General features: G+C 73.9%; 18 protein-coding genes. 13 read left to right on the top strand and 5 right to left on the bottom strand.

Features of this window, described 5'->3' with window-relative positions:
• Positions 1-91 precede the first annotated feature (91 nt).
• The 4 genes from HHX40_RS27395 to HHX40_RS27410 form a co-directional block, all read right to left on the bottom strand.
• Positions 92-487 carry a VOC family protein gene (locus HHX40_RS27395; RefSeq protein ID WP_182882883.1) on the bottom strand — a complete coding sequence of 132 codons (396 nt, stop codon included), beginning with the start codon at positions 485-487 and terminating at the stop codon, positions 92-94.
• 300 nt (positions 488-787) lie between these two features.
• Positions 788-1,501 carry a helix-turn-helix transcriptional regulator gene (locus HHX40_RS27400; RefSeq protein ID WP_182882884.1) on the bottom strand — a complete coding sequence of 238 codons (714 nt, stop codon included), beginning with the start codon at positions 1,499-1,501 and terminating at the stop codon, positions 788-790.
• A 130-nt stretch (positions 1,502-1,631) separates the two neighbouring features.
• Positions 1,632-2,090 carry a helix-turn-helix transcriptional regulator gene (locus HHX40_RS27405; RefSeq protein WP_182876500.1) on the bottom strand — a complete coding sequence of 153 codons (459 nt, stop codon included), beginning with the start codon at positions 2,088-2,090 and terminating at the stop codon, positions 1,632-1,634.
• A gap of 47 nt (positions 2,091-2,137) precedes the next feature.
• Positions 2,138-3,166: a PHP domain-containing protein gene (locus tag HHX40_RS27410; protein WP_310738313.1), complete on the bottom strand. Its 1,029-nt coding sequence runs from the start codon at positions 3,164-3,166 to the stop codon at positions 2,138-2,140.
• A gap of 188 nt (positions 3,167-3,354) precedes the next feature.
• Here HHX40_RS27410 and HHX40_RS27415 point away from each other — a divergent pair, with 188 nt between their 5' ends.
• The 9 genes from HHX40_RS27415 (at position 3,355) to HHX40_RS27455 (ending at position 11,775) form a co-directional block, all read left to right on the top strand.
• On the top strand, positions 3,355-3,771 hold the full coding sequence (locus HHX40_RS27415) for a hypothetical protein (RefSeq protein WP_117410431.1): 417 nt from the start codon (positions 3,355-3,357) through the stop codon (positions 3,769-3,771).
• 3 nt (positions 3,772-3,774) lie between these two features.
• Entirely contained in the window at positions 3,775-4,938 is a 1,164-nt protein-coding gene (locus HHX40_RS27420) for a glutathionylspermidine synthase family protein (protein WP_182882885.1), read from the top strand.
• 15 nt (positions 4,939-4,953) lie between these two features.
• A complete protein-coding gene (locus HHX40_RS27425; RefSeq protein WP_182876502.1) occupies positions 4,954-5,400 on the top strand; it encodes a DUF350 domain-containing protein in 447 nt (148 codons plus the stop codon).
• Between the two features lie 167 nt (positions 5,401-5,567).
• A complete protein-coding gene (locus HHX40_RS27430) occupies positions 5,568-6,716 on the top strand; it encodes a PucR family transcriptional regulator (RefSeq protein ID WP_117410432.1) in 1,149 nt (382 codons plus the stop codon).
• 117 nt (positions 6,717-6,833) lie between these two features.
• Positions 6,834-7,730, top strand: a complete 897-nt coding sequence (locus tag HHX40_RS27435) for an ACP S-malonyltransferase (RefSeq protein WP_182882886.1) — start codon at positions 6,834-6,836, stop codon at positions 7,728-7,730.
• Positions 7,727-8,683: a beta-ketoacyl-ACP synthase III gene (locus tag HHX40_RS27440; protein ID WP_182876504.1), complete on the top strand. Its 957-nt coding sequence runs from the start codon at positions 7,727-7,729 to the stop codon at positions 8,681-8,683. The genes HHX40_RS27435 and HHX40_RS27440 overlap by 4 nt, the downstream gene beginning before the upstream one ends.
• 79 nt (positions 8,684-8,762) lie before the next feature.
• A complete protein-coding gene (locus HHX40_RS27445; protein WP_117410425.1) occupies positions 8,763-9,002 on the top strand; it encodes an acyl carrier protein in 240 nt (79 codons plus the stop codon).
• A gap of 89 nt (positions 9,003-9,091) precedes the next feature.
• Positions 9,092-10,324 carry a beta-ketoacyl-ACP synthase II gene (gene fabF / locus HHX40_RS27450; RefSeq protein WP_182876505.1) on the top strand — a complete coding sequence of 411 codons (1,233 nt, stop codon included), beginning with the start codon at positions 9,092-9,094 and terminating at the stop codon, positions 10,322-10,324.
• 14 nt (positions 10,325-10,338) lie between these two features.
• A complete protein-coding gene (locus HHX40_RS27455) occupies positions 10,339-11,775 on the top strand; it encodes an acyl-CoA carboxylase subunit beta (RefSeq protein WP_182876506.1) in 1,437 nt (478 codons plus the stop codon).
• A gap of 178 nt (positions 11,776-11,953) precedes the next feature.
• On the opposite strand, the gene HHX40_RS27460 is transcribed toward HHX40_RS27455, so the two are convergent.
• Positions 11,954-12,451 carry a DUF3145 domain-containing protein gene (locus tag HHX40_RS27460; protein WP_036404524.1) on the bottom strand — a complete coding sequence of 166 codons (498 nt, stop codon included), beginning with the start codon at positions 12,449-12,451 and terminating at the stop codon, positions 11,954-11,956.
• Positions 12,452-12,656: 205 nt separating this feature from the next.
• Between HHX40_RS27460 and HHX40_RS27465 the strand changes: the two genes are divergently transcribed.
• The 4 genes from HHX40_RS27465 (at position 12,657) to HHX40_RS27480 (ending at position 17,748) form a co-directional block, all read left to right on the top strand.
• Positions 12,657-13,688, top strand: coding sequence for a S8 family peptidase (locus HHX40_RS27465; RefSeq protein ID WP_182882887.1), 1,032 nt, complete (start codon positions 12,657-12,659; stop codon positions 13,686-13,688).
• 46 nt (positions 13,689-13,734) lie between these two features.
• On the top strand, positions 13,735-14,256 hold the full coding sequence (locus HHX40_RS27470; protein ID WP_117410429.1) for an RNA polymerase sigma factor: 522 nt from the start codon (positions 13,735-13,737) through the stop codon (positions 14,254-14,256).
• 67 nt (positions 14,257-14,323) lie between these two features.
• Positions 14,324-14,881, top strand: a complete 558-nt coding sequence (locus tag HHX40_RS27475) for a hypothetical protein (RefSeq protein WP_182882888.1) — start codon at positions 14,324-14,326, stop codon at positions 14,879-14,881.
• Entirely contained in the window at positions 14,881-17,748 is a 2,868-nt protein-coding gene (locus tag HHX40_RS27480; RefSeq protein ID WP_182882889.1) for a CHAT domain-containing protein, read from the top strand. The genes HHX40_RS27475 and HHX40_RS27480 overlap by 1 nt, the downstream gene beginning before the upstream one ends.

The following is a 17,748-nucleotide window of genomic DNA, read 5'->3' on the forward strand; positions in this document are numbered from 1 at the left end:
CGGCCAGGCATCGCCTGCCGGGAGGTGCGGATCCCGCGGCGATGCGCAGGCGCCGGGCCGCCCGTCTCCGGGAGCGTGGACATGAGGGTGGTCAGGAGGCGGCGGGGGCGAAGACGCCGAAGAGGTTGCCCGACGTGTCGTGGAGGTAGGCGAAGTCGGGCCCGCCTTCGTTGCCCACGACCTCGCTGAGCACCTTTCCGCCGAGGGCCTCCACCTGCCGGCAGGTCTCCACGACGTCCCGCACCAGCACGGTGAAGACGGCGTGGCCGGGGATGTCGCCACGGGTGGCGAACACTCCGCCCTGCACCTCGTCGTCACCCGCGTAGCTGATGAGCCGGTAGTCCATGCCCATCGCGGCGGAGTTCTCGTCGGTCCGGAAGCGCCAGCCGAACAGGTCGCCGTAGAACCGCTGGACGCCCTCGGGGTCGTCGCTCGCGATCTCGAACCAGGCGACCGTGTTGACTGCGGGCTCGGCGGGAGTCGTCATCGTCCGTTCTCTTCCTGTGAAGTCCTGCGAAGTCCTGTGGAGTGCTGTCGAGCCGCTCAGCGCCTCCTCCCGGTGCTGCTGCGCACGTGTTTCCATGCGAGCGCACGTGCTTCCGTGCGAGCGCACGTGTTTCCATGCGGGCACGCCGGGCGGCGGGTCGAGCGATGCGGGCGGACGGACCGGATCGGGCCGGATCGGGCCGGGACCGGTGCGCCGTTCGCATGAGTAGAGACTCCCAGCGCCTCGCGACACCCCCCTGTCGGTGTTTCCACTTCCTCACGAACATTTTTTCGAATTCTCTCAGTCCAGTGCCGGAGTTCGCGCGATCATGTGCGGTATGTCGGCGTCAAAGGCCTCCAGAGGCCGTCCGGGCACCGGCTCCTCGGTGAGGGCGGCGTCCGCGATCCGGTCGAGCCGGAAGACGCGGACGGCGTCGCGCAGGCGGCACCACGCCACCAGATACCACCACCCGCTCCGCCCGCCGACGAACGCCCCGGGCTCGACGTCCCTGATGGTGAGCACGCCCTGGGCGTCGGCGTACCGGATGCGCAGGACGAGGCCCTTGAGCAGGGCCTCCTCGATGACCCGCCCGATGGACCCGGTGTACCGCGACTCCGGCTTCTCGTCGGTCAGGATCTGGACGCGGGCCGCCAGCTGACGGGCGCGCTCCCCCTCCGGACCGGGCATGGCGGCGACGAGCTTGCGCAGCGCGCTGCGCGCCTCGTCGGCGAAGGGCTGCTGTTCGGTGCGGCTGAGGGCGATCGCCACCGCGACGGCCTCGGCGGGGGTGAAGTTGAGCGGGGGCAGGGACATGCTCCTGTCCAGCGCGTATCCTCCCCTGCGCCCGACCTCGGCGTAGATGGGCACGCCGGCCTGCTGCAGCGCGGAGATGTCCCGCTCGATGGTCCGCGAGCTCACCTCGAAACGCTGGGCGAGCTCACGCGCGGACCGGCAGCGCGGGGAGATCGCCCGCAGGTCCTCGACGATCGCGTAGAGCCGGTCGGTACGGTTCACGCCCTCGAAGGTAGGCCACCCCACCGACATTTCTCGCTGACCCGTTCGACTCCGGCCGTCCCCGGCTCCGCTTCGAACCGCATCGGGCCTGCTCCCCGACCTGACGATCAGGTCCCGGCCGGTGCCCCGGTCACCCGCCGGCGGCTTCGGCGAGTTCGGCCAGGAGGTCGCGGCCCGGCTCGGGGAAGCGCTCCTCGGCGACCTCCGCCCAGGAGATCCGGTCGAGCCGGAAGACCCGCACGTCCTCACGCAGCCGGCACCAGGCCACCAGATACCAGTGCCCGCCCCTGCCGCCGAGACAGACGCTGGGCTCGACGTCCCTGACGGTCGGCACGCCCTTGCCGTCGGCGTACTCCAGGCGCAGCACATGCCGCCCGCGCAGCGCCCGGTCGATCGCCCGTTTCACCGTGTCCGGCCCCGCGAGCGCGTACCCGCCCTGGTCGAGCCGGATGGGGACGCCGGCCTCCCGGAGTCTGGCCACGTCGCGCACGACCGTGCTCTTACTGACCCCGAGGCGCGTGGCGAGTTCGCGGGCCGGCAGGCAGCCGCCGGCCTCCAGCTCCTTCACCAGCGCGTCGCGGCGTTTCATGATTCGACGCTACGTCGATCGGTCCGGACAGACCGGTACAACACCCCTCACCCAGAGGCCACAGCCCTATCACCCCAAGAGCCCCACGGCCGGGTGTTGCGGATGCGTTCCGCCGGGATGCCGCACAGGGCCGCCCGCTCGCAGCCGAACCTCTGCCAGTCGAGCTGGCCCGGGGCGTGCGCGTCGGAGTCGATCGCGAAGTCGCAGCCGATCTCGTACGCGAGGCGCAGCAGGCGCTTGGGCGGGTCGAGCCGGTCGGGCCGCGAGTTGATCTCCACGGCCACCCCGAACCTCCGGCACGCCTCGAAGACGATCTCGGCGTCGAAGCTCGACTCGGGCCGTCCGCGGCCCTTCACCACCCTGCCCGTGCAGTGCCCGAGGACGTCCACATTCGGGTTGGCCACCGCCGTGACCATCCGCCGCGTCATGGCCCCGGCGTCCATCCGCAGCAGCGAGTGGACGCTGGCCACCACGACGTCGAGCCGTCCGAGCAGCTCGGGCTCCTGGTCGAGCGAGCCGTCGGTGTTGACGTCCACCTCGATGCCGGTGAGGACGCGGAACGGCGGGCCGCCGTCCCCCGCGTACCGCTCGTTGAGTTCGGCGACCACGTCGAGCTGCCGTCTGAGCCGGTCGGCGGACAGCCCGTGCGCCACCGTCAGCCGGGGCGAGTGGTCGGTCAGCGCCAGGTACTCGTGGCCGAGCTCCCGGGCCGCGGCGGCCATCTCCTCGATGGGCGATCCTCCGTCGGACCAGTCCGAGTGGCTGTGGAGGTCGCCGCGCAGCGCCGACCGCAGGGCCCGCGCGGCCTCGTCCAGGTCGGTGCCGGCGGTGTCCTCCAGCCGCCGCAGGTACGTCGGCACGGCGCCGTCCAGCGCCTCGGCGACGGCGAGGGACGTGACCTTGCCGACGCCCTTCAGGTCCGTGAGGCCGCCGGTGCGCGCGAGCCGCACCAGCTCCTCCCGGGGCAGGTCCTCGATCGCGGCGGCGGCGCCGCGGAAGGCGCGCACGCGGTAGGTCGGCTCGCCGGCCCGCTCCAGCAGGAAGGCGATGCGCTTGAGCGCCTCGACTGGGTCCACACCGGGCACGCTACCCGGCGCCGCGTGCCCCGATCCGGAACCTCGGACCAGACTGTCCCGTTCGTCCAACGAGACGATAGTGTGTGCCGATCTCGACAGCAGGAGCCGGATTGCCAGAGCCCCGGGACAGCCCCCCACGCGGAACACCACCCCCCGGCGGTTCCCTGCCGCCGCCGCATCCCCTGGCGATGGGCGCGCAGTGGCAGGCGCGCCAGGCGGGGCGCAAGCCTCCGCCGCCGCCCGAGGGCGGCGGCAAGTCGTCCACGGCGGTCAAGCTCGGCACGCTGGGCGTGCTGTCGGTGCTGCTCGTCGGCTTCTGCGCGGCCCAGGACGACTACGAGGAGGTCGGGGCGGACTGCGTCGACACCTCGACGCGCAACCCGGACGGCTCCTACATGGTCGTCGACGACGACTACTGCGACGACGACCATCGGCACTACGGCGGCTCGCACGGCGCGTACCGCTGGTACTACGGCGGCAGCCGCACGGGCGCCCGGGTCCACCACGGCACGACGGTGCGGCCCGCCGACGCGAAGATCACCAGCCGTACGGGACGGGTGGTCCAGCGGGGCGGGTTCGGGTTCCACAGCGGCGGCGGTGGCTGAGGGGTGCGCAGGCGGACCTCGGCGCCCAGGGAGAACTGGGCGGCGATCATCGAGTCGCAGGGCCTGGCGTTCCACCGATCCGCCCATCCCGAGGGCCTCAGCAGGCCCTACTGGGACGAAGGCGTCCACTACGTCTTCACACTGGACGAGGTGCTCCGCCTGGAGGACCAGGTCGAGGAGCTGCACCGGATGTGCCTGGCCGCGGCCGACCACGTCGTGACCCACGACCGGTACGCCGACCTCGGCATCCCCCCGCACTGCCGTACGGCCGTCGCCGAGTCGTGGCGGCGGCGCGACCCGCACCTGTTCGGCCGCTTCGACCTCTGCTATGACGGCACCGGCCCGGCCAAGCTGCTGGAGTACAACGCCGACACCCCGACGAGCCTGGTCGAGACCTCCGTGGTGCAGTGGTTCTGGCTGAAGGACGTCCATCCCGGCGACGACCAGTGGAACTCGGTCCACGAGCGCCTCGTGGACCGCTGGAAGTCCCTCACGCTCCAGACCGGCCCGGTCCACTTCGGGTGGACCAGCGCCGACGAGACGGGCGAGGAGGCGATGACCGTCGGCTATCTCCAGGAGACCGCGGAGCAGGCCGGCCTGACCACCGCCGCGGTCGCGATGGAGGACGTCGGCTGGGACGCGCTCAACCACCGGTTCGTCGACATGGAGCACCGGGTCATCCGCACACTGTGCAAGCTGTATCCCTGGGAGTGGCTCGTCGCCGAGCCGTTCGCCCCGCAGGCCCTGGCGCAGCAGGTCTCCATGACCTGGATCGAGCCGCTGTGGAAGATGCTGCTGTCCAACAAGGCCCTGCTGGCGATCCTCTGGGAGCTGTACCCCGGCCACCCCAACCTGCTGCCCGCCTATCTCGACGGGCCCCGTGAGCTGGCCTCCGGGCCGGGCTACGCACGCAAGCCGCTGCTCGGCCGCGAAGGCGCCTCCATGCGCATCTCCGCGCCCGGCGTCGAGCTGGAGACCCACGGCGGCTACGGCGCCGAGGGCTTCGTCTACCAGGAGTTCCGGCCGCTGCCGGTCTTCGACGGCTGGCGTCCGGTGCTCGGAGCCTGGGTGATCGACGACGAGGCGGCCGGGCTCGGCATCCGGGAGACCTCCGGCCTCGTCACCGACGACACCTCCTCTTTCGTCCCCCACCGCATCCACGGCTGAAAGCGAAGGCCCCCCGTGAACACCACCACCACCTCGCTCGCCGGCGTGCTCGGCCACGGCGCCCTGGCGATCGTCTCGTACGCCGTCCTGGGCGTGCTGCTGCTCGTCGCCGGGTTCTACGTCGTGGACCTGGCGATCCCCGGCAGGCTCAGCACGGTGATCCGCACCGACCGCAACCCCAACGCGACCGTGCTCGCCACCTCCAGCGTGGCCGGCGTGGCGCTCATCGTGGCGGCGTCCATCTGGTCGTCCGGCGGCGAACTGCGCGAGGGCCTGCTCGCGACGCTCGTGTTCGGGCTCGTCGGCATCGCCGTGCAGACGCTCGGCATGGTCGCCTTCGACAAGGTCGCGGGGATCTCGGTGCGTGAGCTGGTACGCGACGACGCGTTGCGGCCCGCCGCGGTGCTCCTCGGGGTGACGCACTTCTTCATCGGCCTCATCACGGCGGTCGCCGTCATCTGAGGTCCCCGGCGGCCGCCGCAACGCGCCGTACGGGACCGGGAGCGCGTTCCGCGCGGCGACCTGGCACGCTAGGGGACGTGAGCGAACGGGGCGCGCGAAACGGCGGACAGGTGCGTACGGACGGGCAGAGCGACGGAGTCACCCGGGGGGCCGGGGACGAGGTGCCGATGAGCGACAGGATCCGGGAGGACACGGCGCGGCGGCTCGACCGCGCCATGGGCAGCCTGGGGACCGCCGCGATGGCCCGGATGGAGGAGCGGCTCGCCTGGTACCGGGCGCTGTCGGCGGAGGACAGGTCGTGGGTCGGGCTGGTGGCGCAGGCCGGCATCGCGGCGTTCGTGGAGTGGTTCGGCCACGCCGGCGAGGGCAGGCCGACGCCGAGCATCGAGTTCTTCGGCACCGCGCCGCGCGAGCTGAAGCGCAGCGTCTCGCTCCAGCAGACGGTCGACCTCGTCCGCATCGTCGTCGAGGTCGTCGAGGCGCAGGTGGAGGAGCTGGCCGCGCCCGGCGGCGCGGAGCTGCTGCGGCACGCGATGCTGCGCTACACGCGCGACGTCGCCTTCGCCGCCGCCCAGGTGTACGCCAGGGAGGCGGAGGCGCGCGGCTCGTGGGACGCGCGGCTGGAGGCGCTGATCGTGGACGCGCTGGTGCGCGGCCAGGTCGACGACGGCCTGCACTCGTGGGCCGCCGCGCTCGGCTGGACCTCCGCTCCGGTCGTCGTCTTCGCGGGGTTCGCCCCGGACGAGGACCCGCAGAGCGTCATCGACGGGCTGCGCGACAAGGGCCGCCGCATCGGCCACGAACTGCTGGCCGGCGTGCAGGGCGACCGGCTCATCGTGATCGTGGGCGGGGCGGACGGCGTCAAGGACGCGGCGCGCGGCGTCGTGTCGCGCTTCGGGGCCGGGCCGGTCGTGATCGGGCCGGAGGTGCCCGACCTGCACGCGGCGGCCCGGTCGGCCCGCGCCGCCATCGCGGGGCTGCGCGCCGCGGCCGGCTGGCCCGACGCGCCCCGGCCCGTGCTGGCCGAGGACCTGCTGGCCGAGCGCGCCCTGGACGGCGACGAGGACGCCCGCGCCCAGCTCGTGGAGAACGTCTACAAGCCGCTGGCCGGGACCCCGCTGCTCGACACCCTCGCGACGTACCTGGAGCAGGGCACCTCGCTGGAGGCGACCGCGCGCCTGCTGTTCGTCCATCCCAACACGGTGCGGTACCGTCTACGGAAGATCACGGAGCTGACCGGATACCAGCCGACGGAGGGCAGGTCCGCATTCACCCTCCAAGTTGGTCTCATACTCGGTCGCCTGTCCGTAACCTGAGCCGCGTGTCTTAATCTTCTCGACACCGAAACTGTAGGTACCCCACAACGCGACCTCCACAAAGTTCGTTCGGATCTCCATCAGTGTGGTGAACCTCTACAGGGCAGGGTTGAGTACGTGCTCGTCATCGTCGCTCCGGGCCAAGGCGCCCAAACCCCAGGATTCCTCAGTCCGTGGCTTGAGATCCCCGCGTTCCGGGACCGGATCTCCGCGTGGTCCGACATCGCGGGCCTCGATCTCGCGTCGTACGGGACGACCGCCGGGGCCGACGAGATCCGCGACACCGCGGTCGCCCAGCCCCTGCTGGTGGCGGCGGCCCTGGCGTCCTTCGAGACGCTGGGCGTACGGCCGGACCTGGTCGCCGGGCACAGCGTGGGCGAGTTCGCCGCCGCCGCGATCGCCGGGGTGCTGACCGCCGAGCAGGCCCTCTCCCTGGTGCGGGAGCGCGGGCTCGCGATGGCCAAGGCCGCCTCCGTCACCGCGACCGGCATGAGCGCGGTGCTCGGCGGGGCCGAGGACGAGGTCCTGGCCGCGCTCGACAGGCACGGCCTCACCCCCGCGAACATCAACGGCGCGGGCCAGATCGTCGCGGGCGGCACGCTGGAGCGCCTGGAGGCGTTCGCGGCCGACCCGCCGGCCAGGGCGCGGGTGCGCTCCCTGGCGGTCGCGGGAGCCTTCCACACCGTCCACATGGCCCCCGCCGTGGACCACCTGCGCGCCGAGGCCGCGACCGTCACCCCCGCCGAGCCGTCGATCACGCTGCTGTCCAACGCGGACGGCGCGGCGGTCGACGCCGGAGGCGAGTTCCTGCGGCGGCTGGTGACCCAGGTCGCCAACCCGGTCCGGTGGGACGCCTGCATGGCGACGATGGCCGAGCGGGGGGTCACCACCATGATCGAGCTGCTGCCCGGCGGCACGCTGACGGGCCTGGCTAAGCGCGCCATGCCCGGCGTCAGGACGGTCGCGCTCAAGACCCCCGCCGACCTCGACACGGCCAAGGAGGTGCTCGGATGAGGCTCGGCCAGGGCGCCCCCGCCGCGCGGATCCTCGCGTTCGGCGGCTACCAGCCCGCGCGGGTCGTCACCAACGACGACCTCGCCGCGCGGATCGACACCAGCGACGAGTGGATCCAGAGCCGCGTCGGGATCAGGGAACGCCGCATCGCCGGGCCGGAGGAGTCGGAGATCGACCTCGCGGTCCAGGCGGGCGGCAAGGCGCTGGCCGCCAGCGGCCTGTCGAGCGACGACATCGACCTGGTGATCGTGGCGACCTGCACGCCCGAGGCGCCCATCCCCAACACCGCCGGCCGCGTCGCCCACCGGCTGGGCATCACCGCTCCCGGCGCCTACGACCTGAACGCCGCCTGCGCCGGGTTCTGCTACGCCCTGGCCGCCGCGTCCGACGCCGTACGGACGGGCTCGGCGACCAACGTGCTGGTGGTGGGCAGCGAGAAGCTCAGCCAGTGGGTCGACGGCGACGACCGGTCGACCGCCGTGATCTTCGCGGACGGCGCGGGCGCCGCCGTCGTGGGCCCCTCCGACCGGCCGGGCATCGGCCCGGTGGCCTGGGGCAGCGCCGGCGACAAGGCCGACGCGATCATGATCAAGGACCGGAGCTCCTTCCTCCACCAGGAGGGCCAGGCGGTGTTCCGCTGGGCCACGACCAGCCTTCACCCGGTGGCCAGGCTCGCCTGCGAGCGTGCCGGTGTGGACCCCGCCGACCTGGCCGCCTTCGTCCCCCACCAGGCGAACCTGCGGATCGTCGAGGCCATCGCCCGTAAGATCGGCGCCGACAAGGCCGTCGTCGCCAAGGACATCGTGCTCGCCGGCAACACCTCGGCCGCGTCCATCCCGCTCGCGCTCTCCCGCATGATCGAGCGCGGCGAGGTCGCGTCGGGCGGGCTGGCCCTGCTGCTGGGCTTCGGCGCCGGCCTCACCTACGCCTCTCAGGTGATCGAGATCCCTTGAGAGACCCCCGTACGGCCCGCCGTACGGATCTGGGGCGACCCAGACGAACCAGGAAAACACAACAAGGAGAAGTCGCGACATGGCACTGACCGAGCAGGAGATCCTCGCGGGCCTCGGCAAGATCGTGAACGAGATCACCGGCATCCCGGCCGCGGAGGTCACGCCGGAGAAGAGCTTCGTGGACGACCTCGACATCGACTCGCTCTCCATGGTCGAGATCGCCGTCGCGGCCCAGGACGAGTTCGGCGTCGAGATCCCCGACGACCAGCTCAAGCACCTGAAGACCGTCAAGGACGTCATCAACTTCATCCAGAGCTGAACCGCCGGACGTGCCCCGCTCCCGCACCGGGAGCGGCCGGGCACGTCTGGTCCCTTCACGCCCCGAAAAGCAAGAGGAGTGCAGACGAAGTGAGTAAGGACCGGGTACGTGTCGTGGTCACCGGGCTCGGCGCGACGACGCCCCTCGGTGGAGACGTCGCATCGACCTGGTCGGCGCTCCTCGAGGGGCGGTCGGGCATCCGCCCGCTCACCGAGGACTGGGTCGACTCCGTGCCGGTGAAGTTCGCCGGCGTGGCGGCCGTCGATCCGGCCGAGGTCCTGCCGCGGCCGGAGGCCCGCAGGCTCGACCGCAGCGAGCAGTTCGCGCTGATCGCCGCCCGCCAGGCATGGCAGGACGCGGGCGCCCCCGAGGTTCCCGCCGAGCGGCTCGGGGTCTGCGTCTCCAGCGGCATCGGCGGCATCGGCACCACGCTGTCGGCCTACGACACCTTCAAGGAGCGGGGCTGGCAGCGGCTGTCGCCGTTCACCGTGCCCATGCTGATGCCCAACGGCCCGGCGGCCTGGGTGGGCCTCGAACTGGGCGCCAGGGCCGGCGTGCACGCCACCGTCTCCGCCTGCGCCTCCGGCGCCGAGGCCATCGGGTACGCGCTGGAGATGATCCGCGCCGGCCGGGCGGACGTCGTCATGGCGGGCGGCACGGAGGCGGCGATCCACCCGCTGAACGTGGCGGCCTTCGCGGCGGCCCGGGCCATGTCGACCCGTAACGACGAGCCCGAGCGGGCCTCCCGCCCCTGGGACCGCGGCCGTGACGGCTTCGTCCTCGGCGAGGGCGCGGGCCTGATCGTGCTGGAGTCGTACGAGCACGCGGTGGCCCGCGGCGCCCGGATCTACGCCGAGGTGGCGGGCCTCGGCATGTCCGCCGACTCCCACCACATCACCCAGCCGGAGCCCGAGGGCCGGGGGGTCGTCATGGCGATGACCCAGGCCATGACCGACGCGGGGCTGACCGGACGCGACATCCTGCACGTCAACGCGCACGCCACCTCCACCCCCGCGGGCGACGTGATCGAGGCCCAGGCGGTCGAGAAGTCGTTCGGCTCGCACGTCCTCGTCACCTCGACCAAGTCGATGACCGGGCACCTGCTCGGCGGCGCCGGCGGCATCGAGTCGGTGTTCACGATCAAGACGCTGGCCGAGCGGGTCGTCCCCCCCACGATCAACCTGGAGGACCTGGACGACGGCGTCGACGTCGAGATCGTGTGCGACAAGCCGCGCGACCTGCCCGGGGGGCAGATCGCGGCCGTGAACAACTCCTTCGGGTTCGGCGGACACAACGTCGCCGTGGCCTTCACGACCGTTTGACAAGGGAGTCTCGAATGACTGTGCTCGACAGCGGGACGGCGGCCGGCAGGGGTACGGCGGCCGAGACCGCCGAAGCGGCGGCCGTCGACTCTCGCGACCCCCTGGTGCGACTCGGGCACCTGCTGGACGAGGGCTCGATGCGGCCGATCACTCCCGAGGACAGGAGCGGCGTGCTGGCCGTGACCGGCCGCGTGGACGGCGTGCCGGTCGTCGCGTTCTGCAGCGACGCCCGCATCCAGGGCGGCGCGATGGGCGCGGAGGGCTGCGAGCACATCGTCCACGCCTACGACGTGGCCGTCCGCGAGCGGGTGCCGGTCATCGGCGTCTGGCACTGCGGCGGCGCCCGCCTCGCCGAGGGCGTGGAGTCGCTGCACGCCGTGGGCCGGGTGTTCGCCGCCATGACCAAGGCCTCCGGAGTCGTCCCCCAGATCTCCGTCGTCGTCGGCCCGGCGGCCGGCGGCGCCGCGTACGGCCCGGCCCTGACCGACATCGTGATCCTGGCCGACAGCGGCCGCATCTTCGTCACCGGCCCCGACGTCGTGCGCAGCGTCACCGGCGAGCAGATCGACATGGCCGCCCTGGGCGGCCCGGAGCCGCACAGCAAGCGCAGCGGCGTCGTCCACGTCGTGACGAAGGACGAGCCCGAGGCCCTGCTGAAGGCCCGCCAGCTCGCCGGTCTCCTCGGCCACCAGGGCCGGATGCGCGAGGTGGACGAGGTCGACCTCGGCGACGTGCTCCCCGAGAACCCCCGTCGCGCGTACGACGTGCATCCCCTGGTCAAGGGCCTGCTCGACGACCCCGGCGTGGAGCTTCAGCCCAAGTGGGCGCCGAACATCGTGACCACCCTGGGCCGCCTCGGCGGCCGCACCGTCGGTGTCATCGCCAACAACCCCATGCGGCTCGGCGGCTGCCTCGACTCCGCCTCGGCGGAGAAGGCCGCCCGGTTCGTCCGGATGTGTGATGCCTTCGGGGTGCCTCTGGTCGTGCTGGTGGACGTGCCGGGCTACCTCCCCGGCGTCGGCCAGGAGCACGACGGCGTCGTCCGGCGCGGCGCGAAGCTGCTGCACGCCTTCGCCGAGGCGTCCGTGCCCCGCGTCACGCTGATCACCCGCAAGGCGTACGGCGGGGCGTACATCGCGATGAACTCCCGCTCGCTCGGCGCGACCCGCGTGTTCGCCTGGCCGACCATGGAGGTGGCGGTCATGGGCGCGGTCGCGGCGGTGCGGATCATCAAGCGGCGCGAGATCGCCGCCGTGCCGGAGGAGGAGCGGGCCGCGCTGGAGGCCCGGCTGGCCGAGGAGCACGAGAAGGCCGCGGGCGGCCTTCAGCGCGCCATCGACCTCGGCGTGGTCGACGAGGTCATCGAGCCGGCCAAGACCCGCGGCGCGATCGCCCGGGTGCTCGCCCAGGCCACCCCGGCCCGCGGCGCGCACGGCAACATCCCGCTCTGATCGCTTCCGCGTCTCCGGGCCCGGTCGCCGATCCCATGAGCGAGTCGCCACGTGACGCGACGCAGCCCGATCACCGGGTGCTCTGGTCCGCTCGCTCCGTGGGGCGGGCGGTGTCCGACCGCCCGGGCCGCCCGTGGCATCGACGCGGCACCGGCGTGACGCCGGGCGGAAGGAAGGGTCAGACGGCGGCGTGCAGCCAGCGGACCGGGGCTCCCTCACCCGCGTAGCGGAACGACTCGAGCTCCTCGTCCCACTGCTTGCCGAGCAGGCGGTCGAGTTCGTCCTCCAGGACCACCCGGCCCTGCGCCGCCATCAGCATGACGTTGCGTAGCCGGTCCTCGGGGACCAGGATGTCGCCGTTCGCGCCGACGACGGCCGTGAAGGCCCCCAGCGTCGGCGTGTAGGCGTGCCGGGAGCCGTCGACGCCCGGCGAGGCGTCTTCGGTGATCTCGAAGCGGATGCGCTGCCAGCCCATGAGCGATGACGTGATCGCCGCGGCGGTGCCGGGACGGCCCTCCCACTCCGCCTGGGCCCGCAGGGTCCCGGGCGCGGCGGGCTGGGCGGTCCACGTCAGGTCGACGGGCACGCCAAGAACGCCTGCGACGGCCCACTCGATATGCGGGCACAGCGCAGGCTGAGCCGAGTGGACGTACAGGACGCCACGAGCAGCAGCCACCGGACCTCCCAATTCGCATGAGGTGCGCCTTCCCCAACGGCCTCACGGTTTGAGATGATCACGGTTGGATGACTGTAGGAGAGACTACCGTCCGTCGCAGCCTGGCACCAGAGGGGGGTCATACCGAATGGTGCTTGGCAACTCTTTGCATTGGGCATGACACCTTCCGCGATCAACCAGGCCAGGTCGTGGAAAGGCCCCGCGCATGCGCACCCGGCTCATCGAGCCCGTCCCCGGGCGTCCGGCCCTCATCCGCCCCGGCGAACTGCTCACCTCCGCCCCCGCCGCCGTGGCCCGGTGGGCACTCGCCGCCGAACCGCTCCCCGGGCCGATCTCCGAGGCGGGCCGCGTCCACCGCGTACGGCTCGCGCCGGGCGCGGACGTGGTCGACCTGACGGCCACCCTTCGCGACCGCGGGCACGCCGCCTCCCCCAACCACGTCCTGTCGGGCCAGCCGTTGTTCTTCGGCGGGCCCGGCGGGCCGCCCTCCCCCGCGCCGCCACCGCCGTACGAGCCGGGAGAGCCCTGCGAGGTCACCGTCGCGGTGCTCGACACCGGCCTCGCCCCGCACCCCTGGCTGGCGCGGTGGTACCGCGACGACATCGCCGAGACGCCCGACGCCGACGGCGACGGCGTGCTCGACCGGCAGGCCGGGCACGGCACGTTCGTGGCCGGGCTCATCCTGCGGCAGGCTCCCGGCGCGCGCCTGCGCGCCCTACGCCTCCTCGACAGCGACGGCATCGGCGACGAAGCGGCGCTGCTCGGCGCCCTCTTCCTGCTGCGCGGCGGGCCGGCCGACGTGCTCAACCTCTCCTTCGGAGGGCACACCTTCGACGACGGTCCGCCGCTGGGGCTGGCCGAGGCGCTCGCCGCCTTCCCCGCCGTCGTGGCCTGCGCCGGCAACACGGCCTCTGCCCGCCCCTTCTGGCCCGCCGCCCTGCCGGGCGTCCTCGCGGTCGGCGCGCTCGACGGGGACGCCCGCGCGCCCTTCTCGGCGTACGGGCCCTGGGTGGACGTGTGGGCGCCCGGCGTCGGGCTCGTCAGCAGCTTCCTGGAGCACCGCGACTTCCACGGTTACGCCTCCTGGAGCGGCACGTCCTTCGCCGCCGCGGTGGTCTCCGGCGTGGTCGCCCGCCTGTGCCGGGAGATTCCGCCCGATCAGGCCGTACGACGCCTGCTGCGGGACGGCCGACGGAGCGGGGATCTCGGGGTGGTCGTGACGACCGGGGATCGATAGGGTTCCTGTCACCATTCGCATTCCCCCGAGCGCGAAGAGTGACTTCATGCCGACAGACGACTCGTTCGCCACCATCGACCAGGCCGGCTGGGAGGACCTGGTCGCCCGGTTCGACGGCAGGATGTGGGCGGTCGCGCGGGCGTTCGGGCTCAGCGCCGCCGACGCCGCCGACGCGGTGCAGTGCGCCTGGCTCCGGCTCGTGGAGAACGCGGGCGCCATCCGCGACCCCGCCCGGGTCGGCGCCTGGCTCGTCACCACCACCCGGCACGAGGCCGCCAGGCTCAGCCGCAGGGCCCGTGGTGAGGTGGTCTCCGACCTGGACGTGCCGGACCCGGCGCAGCCCGACCCGACGGCGGCCGTGGTCGACGCCGACCTGGGCCGGCAGGCGTGGCGGCGGCTCGACCTGCTCGGGGAGCCCTGCCGCTCGCTCATCCGCCTCTACGTGCTGCATCCCGAGGCGAGGTACGCCCAGATAGCGGTCCGGCTCGACCTGCCGGTCGGCAGCATCGGGCCCACCCGAGCCCGATGCATGTCCCGCCTGCGCGCGCTGATGGAGGAACCGGATTGAGCGGGAACCGGGCCCGCCCCGCAGGGCGGCCACGTGGAAGCGGAACGACGAGACACGAGGAGCGCCGATGAGGGAGGAGTACCTGCTCGCGGCCCTGCGGATGGGCGCGGGCGCCGACCCCGTGCCCGAGGGGGTCTCGGCCGCGGCCCGGGCGGTCTTCCGCCTGCGCGTGCCCGGAGGGGTGGCCGCCGGGCCGGTGGACCTGGCCGCGCCGGGCGGAGCCCGCTCCTCACCGGCGTCCGGCACCACACCTGGCTCCGCCCCCGGCACGGATGCCGCGGCCGGTGAGCCGGGCGCGGCCGGGGCGCGCGACGCGTCGTGGCGGCCGGTCACCGCGGACGGCCGGGACGGGACGCACGTCCGCAGGTTCAGCGCGGCGGGCCTGGTCATCGACCTGGAGACGACCATCACGGGCGGGCGGATGGAGGTGGCCGGGCAGGTGTCCCCCGCCCCCGGGCCGGACGCCAGGATAGAGGTGCGCACCCCGCAGGTCGGCAAGGTCCGCGTCCTCTCCGAGACGGGCCACTTCGCGGTCACCGGCCTGCCGCCCGGATGGGTCAGCGTGGTCTGCCATCGACCCGGCCAGGCACCCGTCTTCACCCGCTGGCTCCGCGTACGCCCGTGATGTCACGGCAGCGTGCCCACCGGCCGAAACCCGCGGGACCGTGCCCCCGCACGAGCCCCTCCCAGAAGCAGGACCAGGACCAGGACCGGCTGGTCGGCCGGGCCGAGGCGGCCGTACGACTCTCGGGCACCGATCCCCGGCTGGCCCTGTCGGAGGCGAGGGCCGTACTGGAGTTGGCCCCGCGGGCCGAGCCGGCCGGGCCGTACGGCGAGGCGGCCTCGGTGGCGCTGCGCGCGTCGGCGCTGGCGGCCCGCGAACTGGGCGACCTGGAGCTGGCCGAGGAGCGGCTGCGGGAGGCGGCCGGCGCGGCGCGGGGGCATCCGCGGCGGGTGGCGCAGGCGCGGATGTCGCTCGTCACGGTCCGGGCCCAGCTCGGCGATCCCGAAGGCGGGCTGCGCCTGGCCGGTCTCGCCGAGCGGGATCTCACGGGAACCGACCTGGCCAGGCTGGACGTGCAGCGGTCGGTCGCCCTGATGCTGCTCGGGCGGCACGCGGAGGCCGCACGGCACTGCGACCGGGCGATCAGCCGGCTGGACGAAGATCCGCTCTTCCAGGCGGGCGCGCTGCTGAACCGCGGCCTCGCCCACGTCTATCTGGAGCGGTACGGCACGGCCGAGGCCGACCTGGCCCGATGCGCCCGGATCGCCAGGCGCGCGGGCCTCGACCATCTCGTGATGCTGGCGGAGGGCAACCTGCCGTTCGTGGCGGCCCGCCGGGGCGACATCGCCGCCGCCTTCACGCGGTACCGCGCGGCGGAGGAGACGTTGTTCGGCTTCCCCGAGCGGCTCGCCGCGATGCGGACGGACTTCGCCGAGGCGCTGGTGGCCGCCCAGCTACCCGGCGAGGCGCGCACGCTGCTCGAACAGGCCGTGCCCGAACTGGTGGCCGCCCAGGCGCACGCGGCGATCCCCGGAGCGCGGCTGCTGCTCGCCCAGGCCGCCCTCCTCTCCGGGGACGCCCGGCTCGCCGGCGCGACCGCGCGCACGGCACACGCGGAGCTCGCCGCGCAGGGCAGAACCGCCTGGCTGCCCCTGGCCACGGAGGTCGTCCTGCGGGCCCGCCTGGCCGAAACGACCGGCCGGCCACAGGACGGGCTGACCCCTCCGGCGGGCGGCTCGGCTCCCGGCGCTCCGCGAACGCCCGGCACCCGAGAAACACCCAGCGCGCGGGAGACACCCGGTGCCGAGGAAACGCCTAGCGCCGAGGGAACACCCGGCGCCCCCGAAACAGCAGGCGCTCGGGAGACAGCGCGTGCCTGGGGAACACTCAGCGCCGAGGAACCACCGGGCACCCAGGAAGAGCCGGGCTCGCAGGAGGCACCCGGCGACGGCCTGATCGCCGAGCTGGTGTCCTGCGCCGACGAGCTGGCGGCGTGCGGGTGGCATGCGGCGTCCTCGGCGCTGCGGCTCACCGCCGCCGCCGCGGCCGTGCGGCTGGGCGCGCTCGGCCCCGCCCGCGAGCAGTTGCGGATCACCGCCGCCACCGCGAAGCGTCCGCTCGTCCGATGGCACGCCGTGGCCCTGCGGCACCACCTGGACGGGGACCTCGCCCGGGCCCTGGCCGCCGCCGCCCGAGGCATCGAAGCCGCCCGTCCCGGGAGCGGCGCGGACGCCGGGAGCGGCGGCGACGCGGCTCCGCAGGCGGGGACCGGCCGGCCGGCGGGCGGTGCGGCCGCGGAGGACGCCCGCGCGCCGGTGCGGGACGCGGAGCTGCGGGCCCACGCCGCACGGCCCGCCGAGGACCTCGCCGCGTTCGGCCTGCGGATCGCCATCGACCGGGCCCGCCGAACGGGCGACGCCTGGATCGTCCTGGAGTGGTCCGAGCGGTGGCGGGCGGTCGTGCGCGGCGCGCCGCCGTTCCCGCCGCCGGGACGCGCGGGGGCCGGGCTGCTCGTGGAGCTGGTGCGGCGTGGCGACGAGTTGTTCGCCGTCACCGCCGACGCCGGCGGGTGCGCGCTGCGCACCCTGGGGTCCTATCAGGCCGCGGTGGAGGCGACCACGCGCGTCCGGTACGGGCTGCGCCGCCGCGTCCTGCGCGACGCCGGTCACCCGGCGGGCGCAGACGACGAGGCGGTGGCCCTCGAACTGTCCGCTCTCGACCGGCGGCTCCTGAGCGGTCCCGGCACGCTCGCCTCCCCCGGCTCTCCGGGACGCAGCTCTCCGGGACGCAGCTCTCCGGGATGGGGAGCGGCCGGGCCGGTGACGATCGTGCCCACCGGGGCGCTGGGCACGCTGCCCTGGCCGATGCTCCCCTCGTTGCGCGGACGGCCGGTGTCGGTCGCGGCGGACGCCGCCCGATGGTTCGCCCCGGCTCCCGGTCCGCCCGTCGGCGATCCGCTGGTGCTGTCGGTGGCGGGCCCGGGGCTCGACCACGCCGCCGCCGAGGCCGCGATGGTCGTCGCCGCGCACCCACGGGCGCGGCGGGTCGGCGCCACCAGGGCCGAGGTGCTGCGCGCGCTGGAGCGGGCCGACGTGCTCCATGTCGCCGCCCACGGGCTCTTCAGCCCGCGCGGGCCCATGCTGTCGCACATCACGCTGGACGACGGGCCGCTCATGGCGTACGACCTGCTGACCGCGCGCCGGATGCCCCGGCTCGTCGTCCTGTCGGCCTGCGACGCGGGGATGGCGCACGCGCCGGTGGACGGCGCGGCCCTGGGACTCGCCGGGACCTTCCTCGATCGGGGCGCGGCGTGCGTGGTCGCGGGCGTCGTGCCGGTCCGCGACGACGAGGCCCCGGCGGTCATGACGCTCTTCCACCGGCTGCTGGCCGAGGGCCGCTCCCCCGCCGAGGCGCTGGCCGCGGCGTCCGCGAAGTCGGCCGTGCCGGGCTTCGTCTGCTTCGGTGACGGCCGCCTCGCACCCGGATGA

The sequence above is a fragment of the Microbispora sp. H10949 genome (assembly GCF_014161435.1).
GTDB classification, from domain to species: domain Bacteria; phylum Actinomycetota; class Actinomycetes; order Streptosporangiales; family Streptosporangiaceae; genus Microbispora; species Microbispora triticiradicis.

Bases quoted from the DNA above. Each gene is read 5' to 3' on its own strand.
- HHX40_RS27395 (WP_182882883.1), bottom strand. From the start codon at position 487: ATGACGACTCCCGCCGAGCCCGCAGTCAACACGGTCGCCTGGTTCGAG.
- HHX40_RS27405 (WP_182876500.1), bottom strand. From the start codon at position 2,090: ATGAAACGCCGCGACGCGCTGGTGAAGGAGCTGGAGGCCGGCGGCTGC.
- HHX40_RS27415 (WP_117410431.1), top strand. From the start codon at position 3,355: ATGGGCGCGCAGTGGCAGGCGCGCCAGGCGGGGCGCAAGCCTCCGCCG.
- HHX40_RS27430 (WP_117410432.1), top strand. From the start codon at position 5,568: ATGAGCGACAGGATCCGGGAGGACACGGCGCGGCGGCTCGACCGCGCC.
- HHX40_RS27440 (WP_182876504.1), top strand. From the start codon at position 7,727: ATGAGGCTCGGCCAGGGCGCCCCCGCCGCGCGGATCCTCGCGTTCGGC.
- HHX40_RS27445 (WP_117410425.1), top strand. From the start codon at position 8,763: ATGGCACTGACCGAGCAGGAGATCCTCGCGGGCCTCGGCAAGATCGTG.
- HHX40_RS27455 (WP_182876506.1), top strand. From the start codon at position 10,339: ATGACTGTGCTCGACAGCGGGACGGCGGCCGGCAGGGGTACGGCGGCC.
- HHX40_RS27465 (WP_182882887.1), top strand. From the start codon at position 12,657: ATGCGCACCCGGCTCATCGAGCCCGTCCCCGGGCGTCCGGCCCTCATC.
- HHX40_RS27470 (WP_117410429.1), top strand. From the start codon at position 13,735: ATGCCGACAGACGACTCGTTCGCCACCATCGACCAGGCCGGCTGGGAG.
- HHX40_RS27475 (WP_182882888.1), top strand. From the start codon at position 14,324: ATGAGGGAGGAGTACCTGCTCGCGGCCCTGCGGATGGGCGCGGGCGCC.
- HHX40_RS27480 (WP_182882889.1), top strand. From the start codon at position 14,881: ATGTCACGGCAGCGTGCCCACCGGCCGAAACCCGCGGGACCGTGCCCC.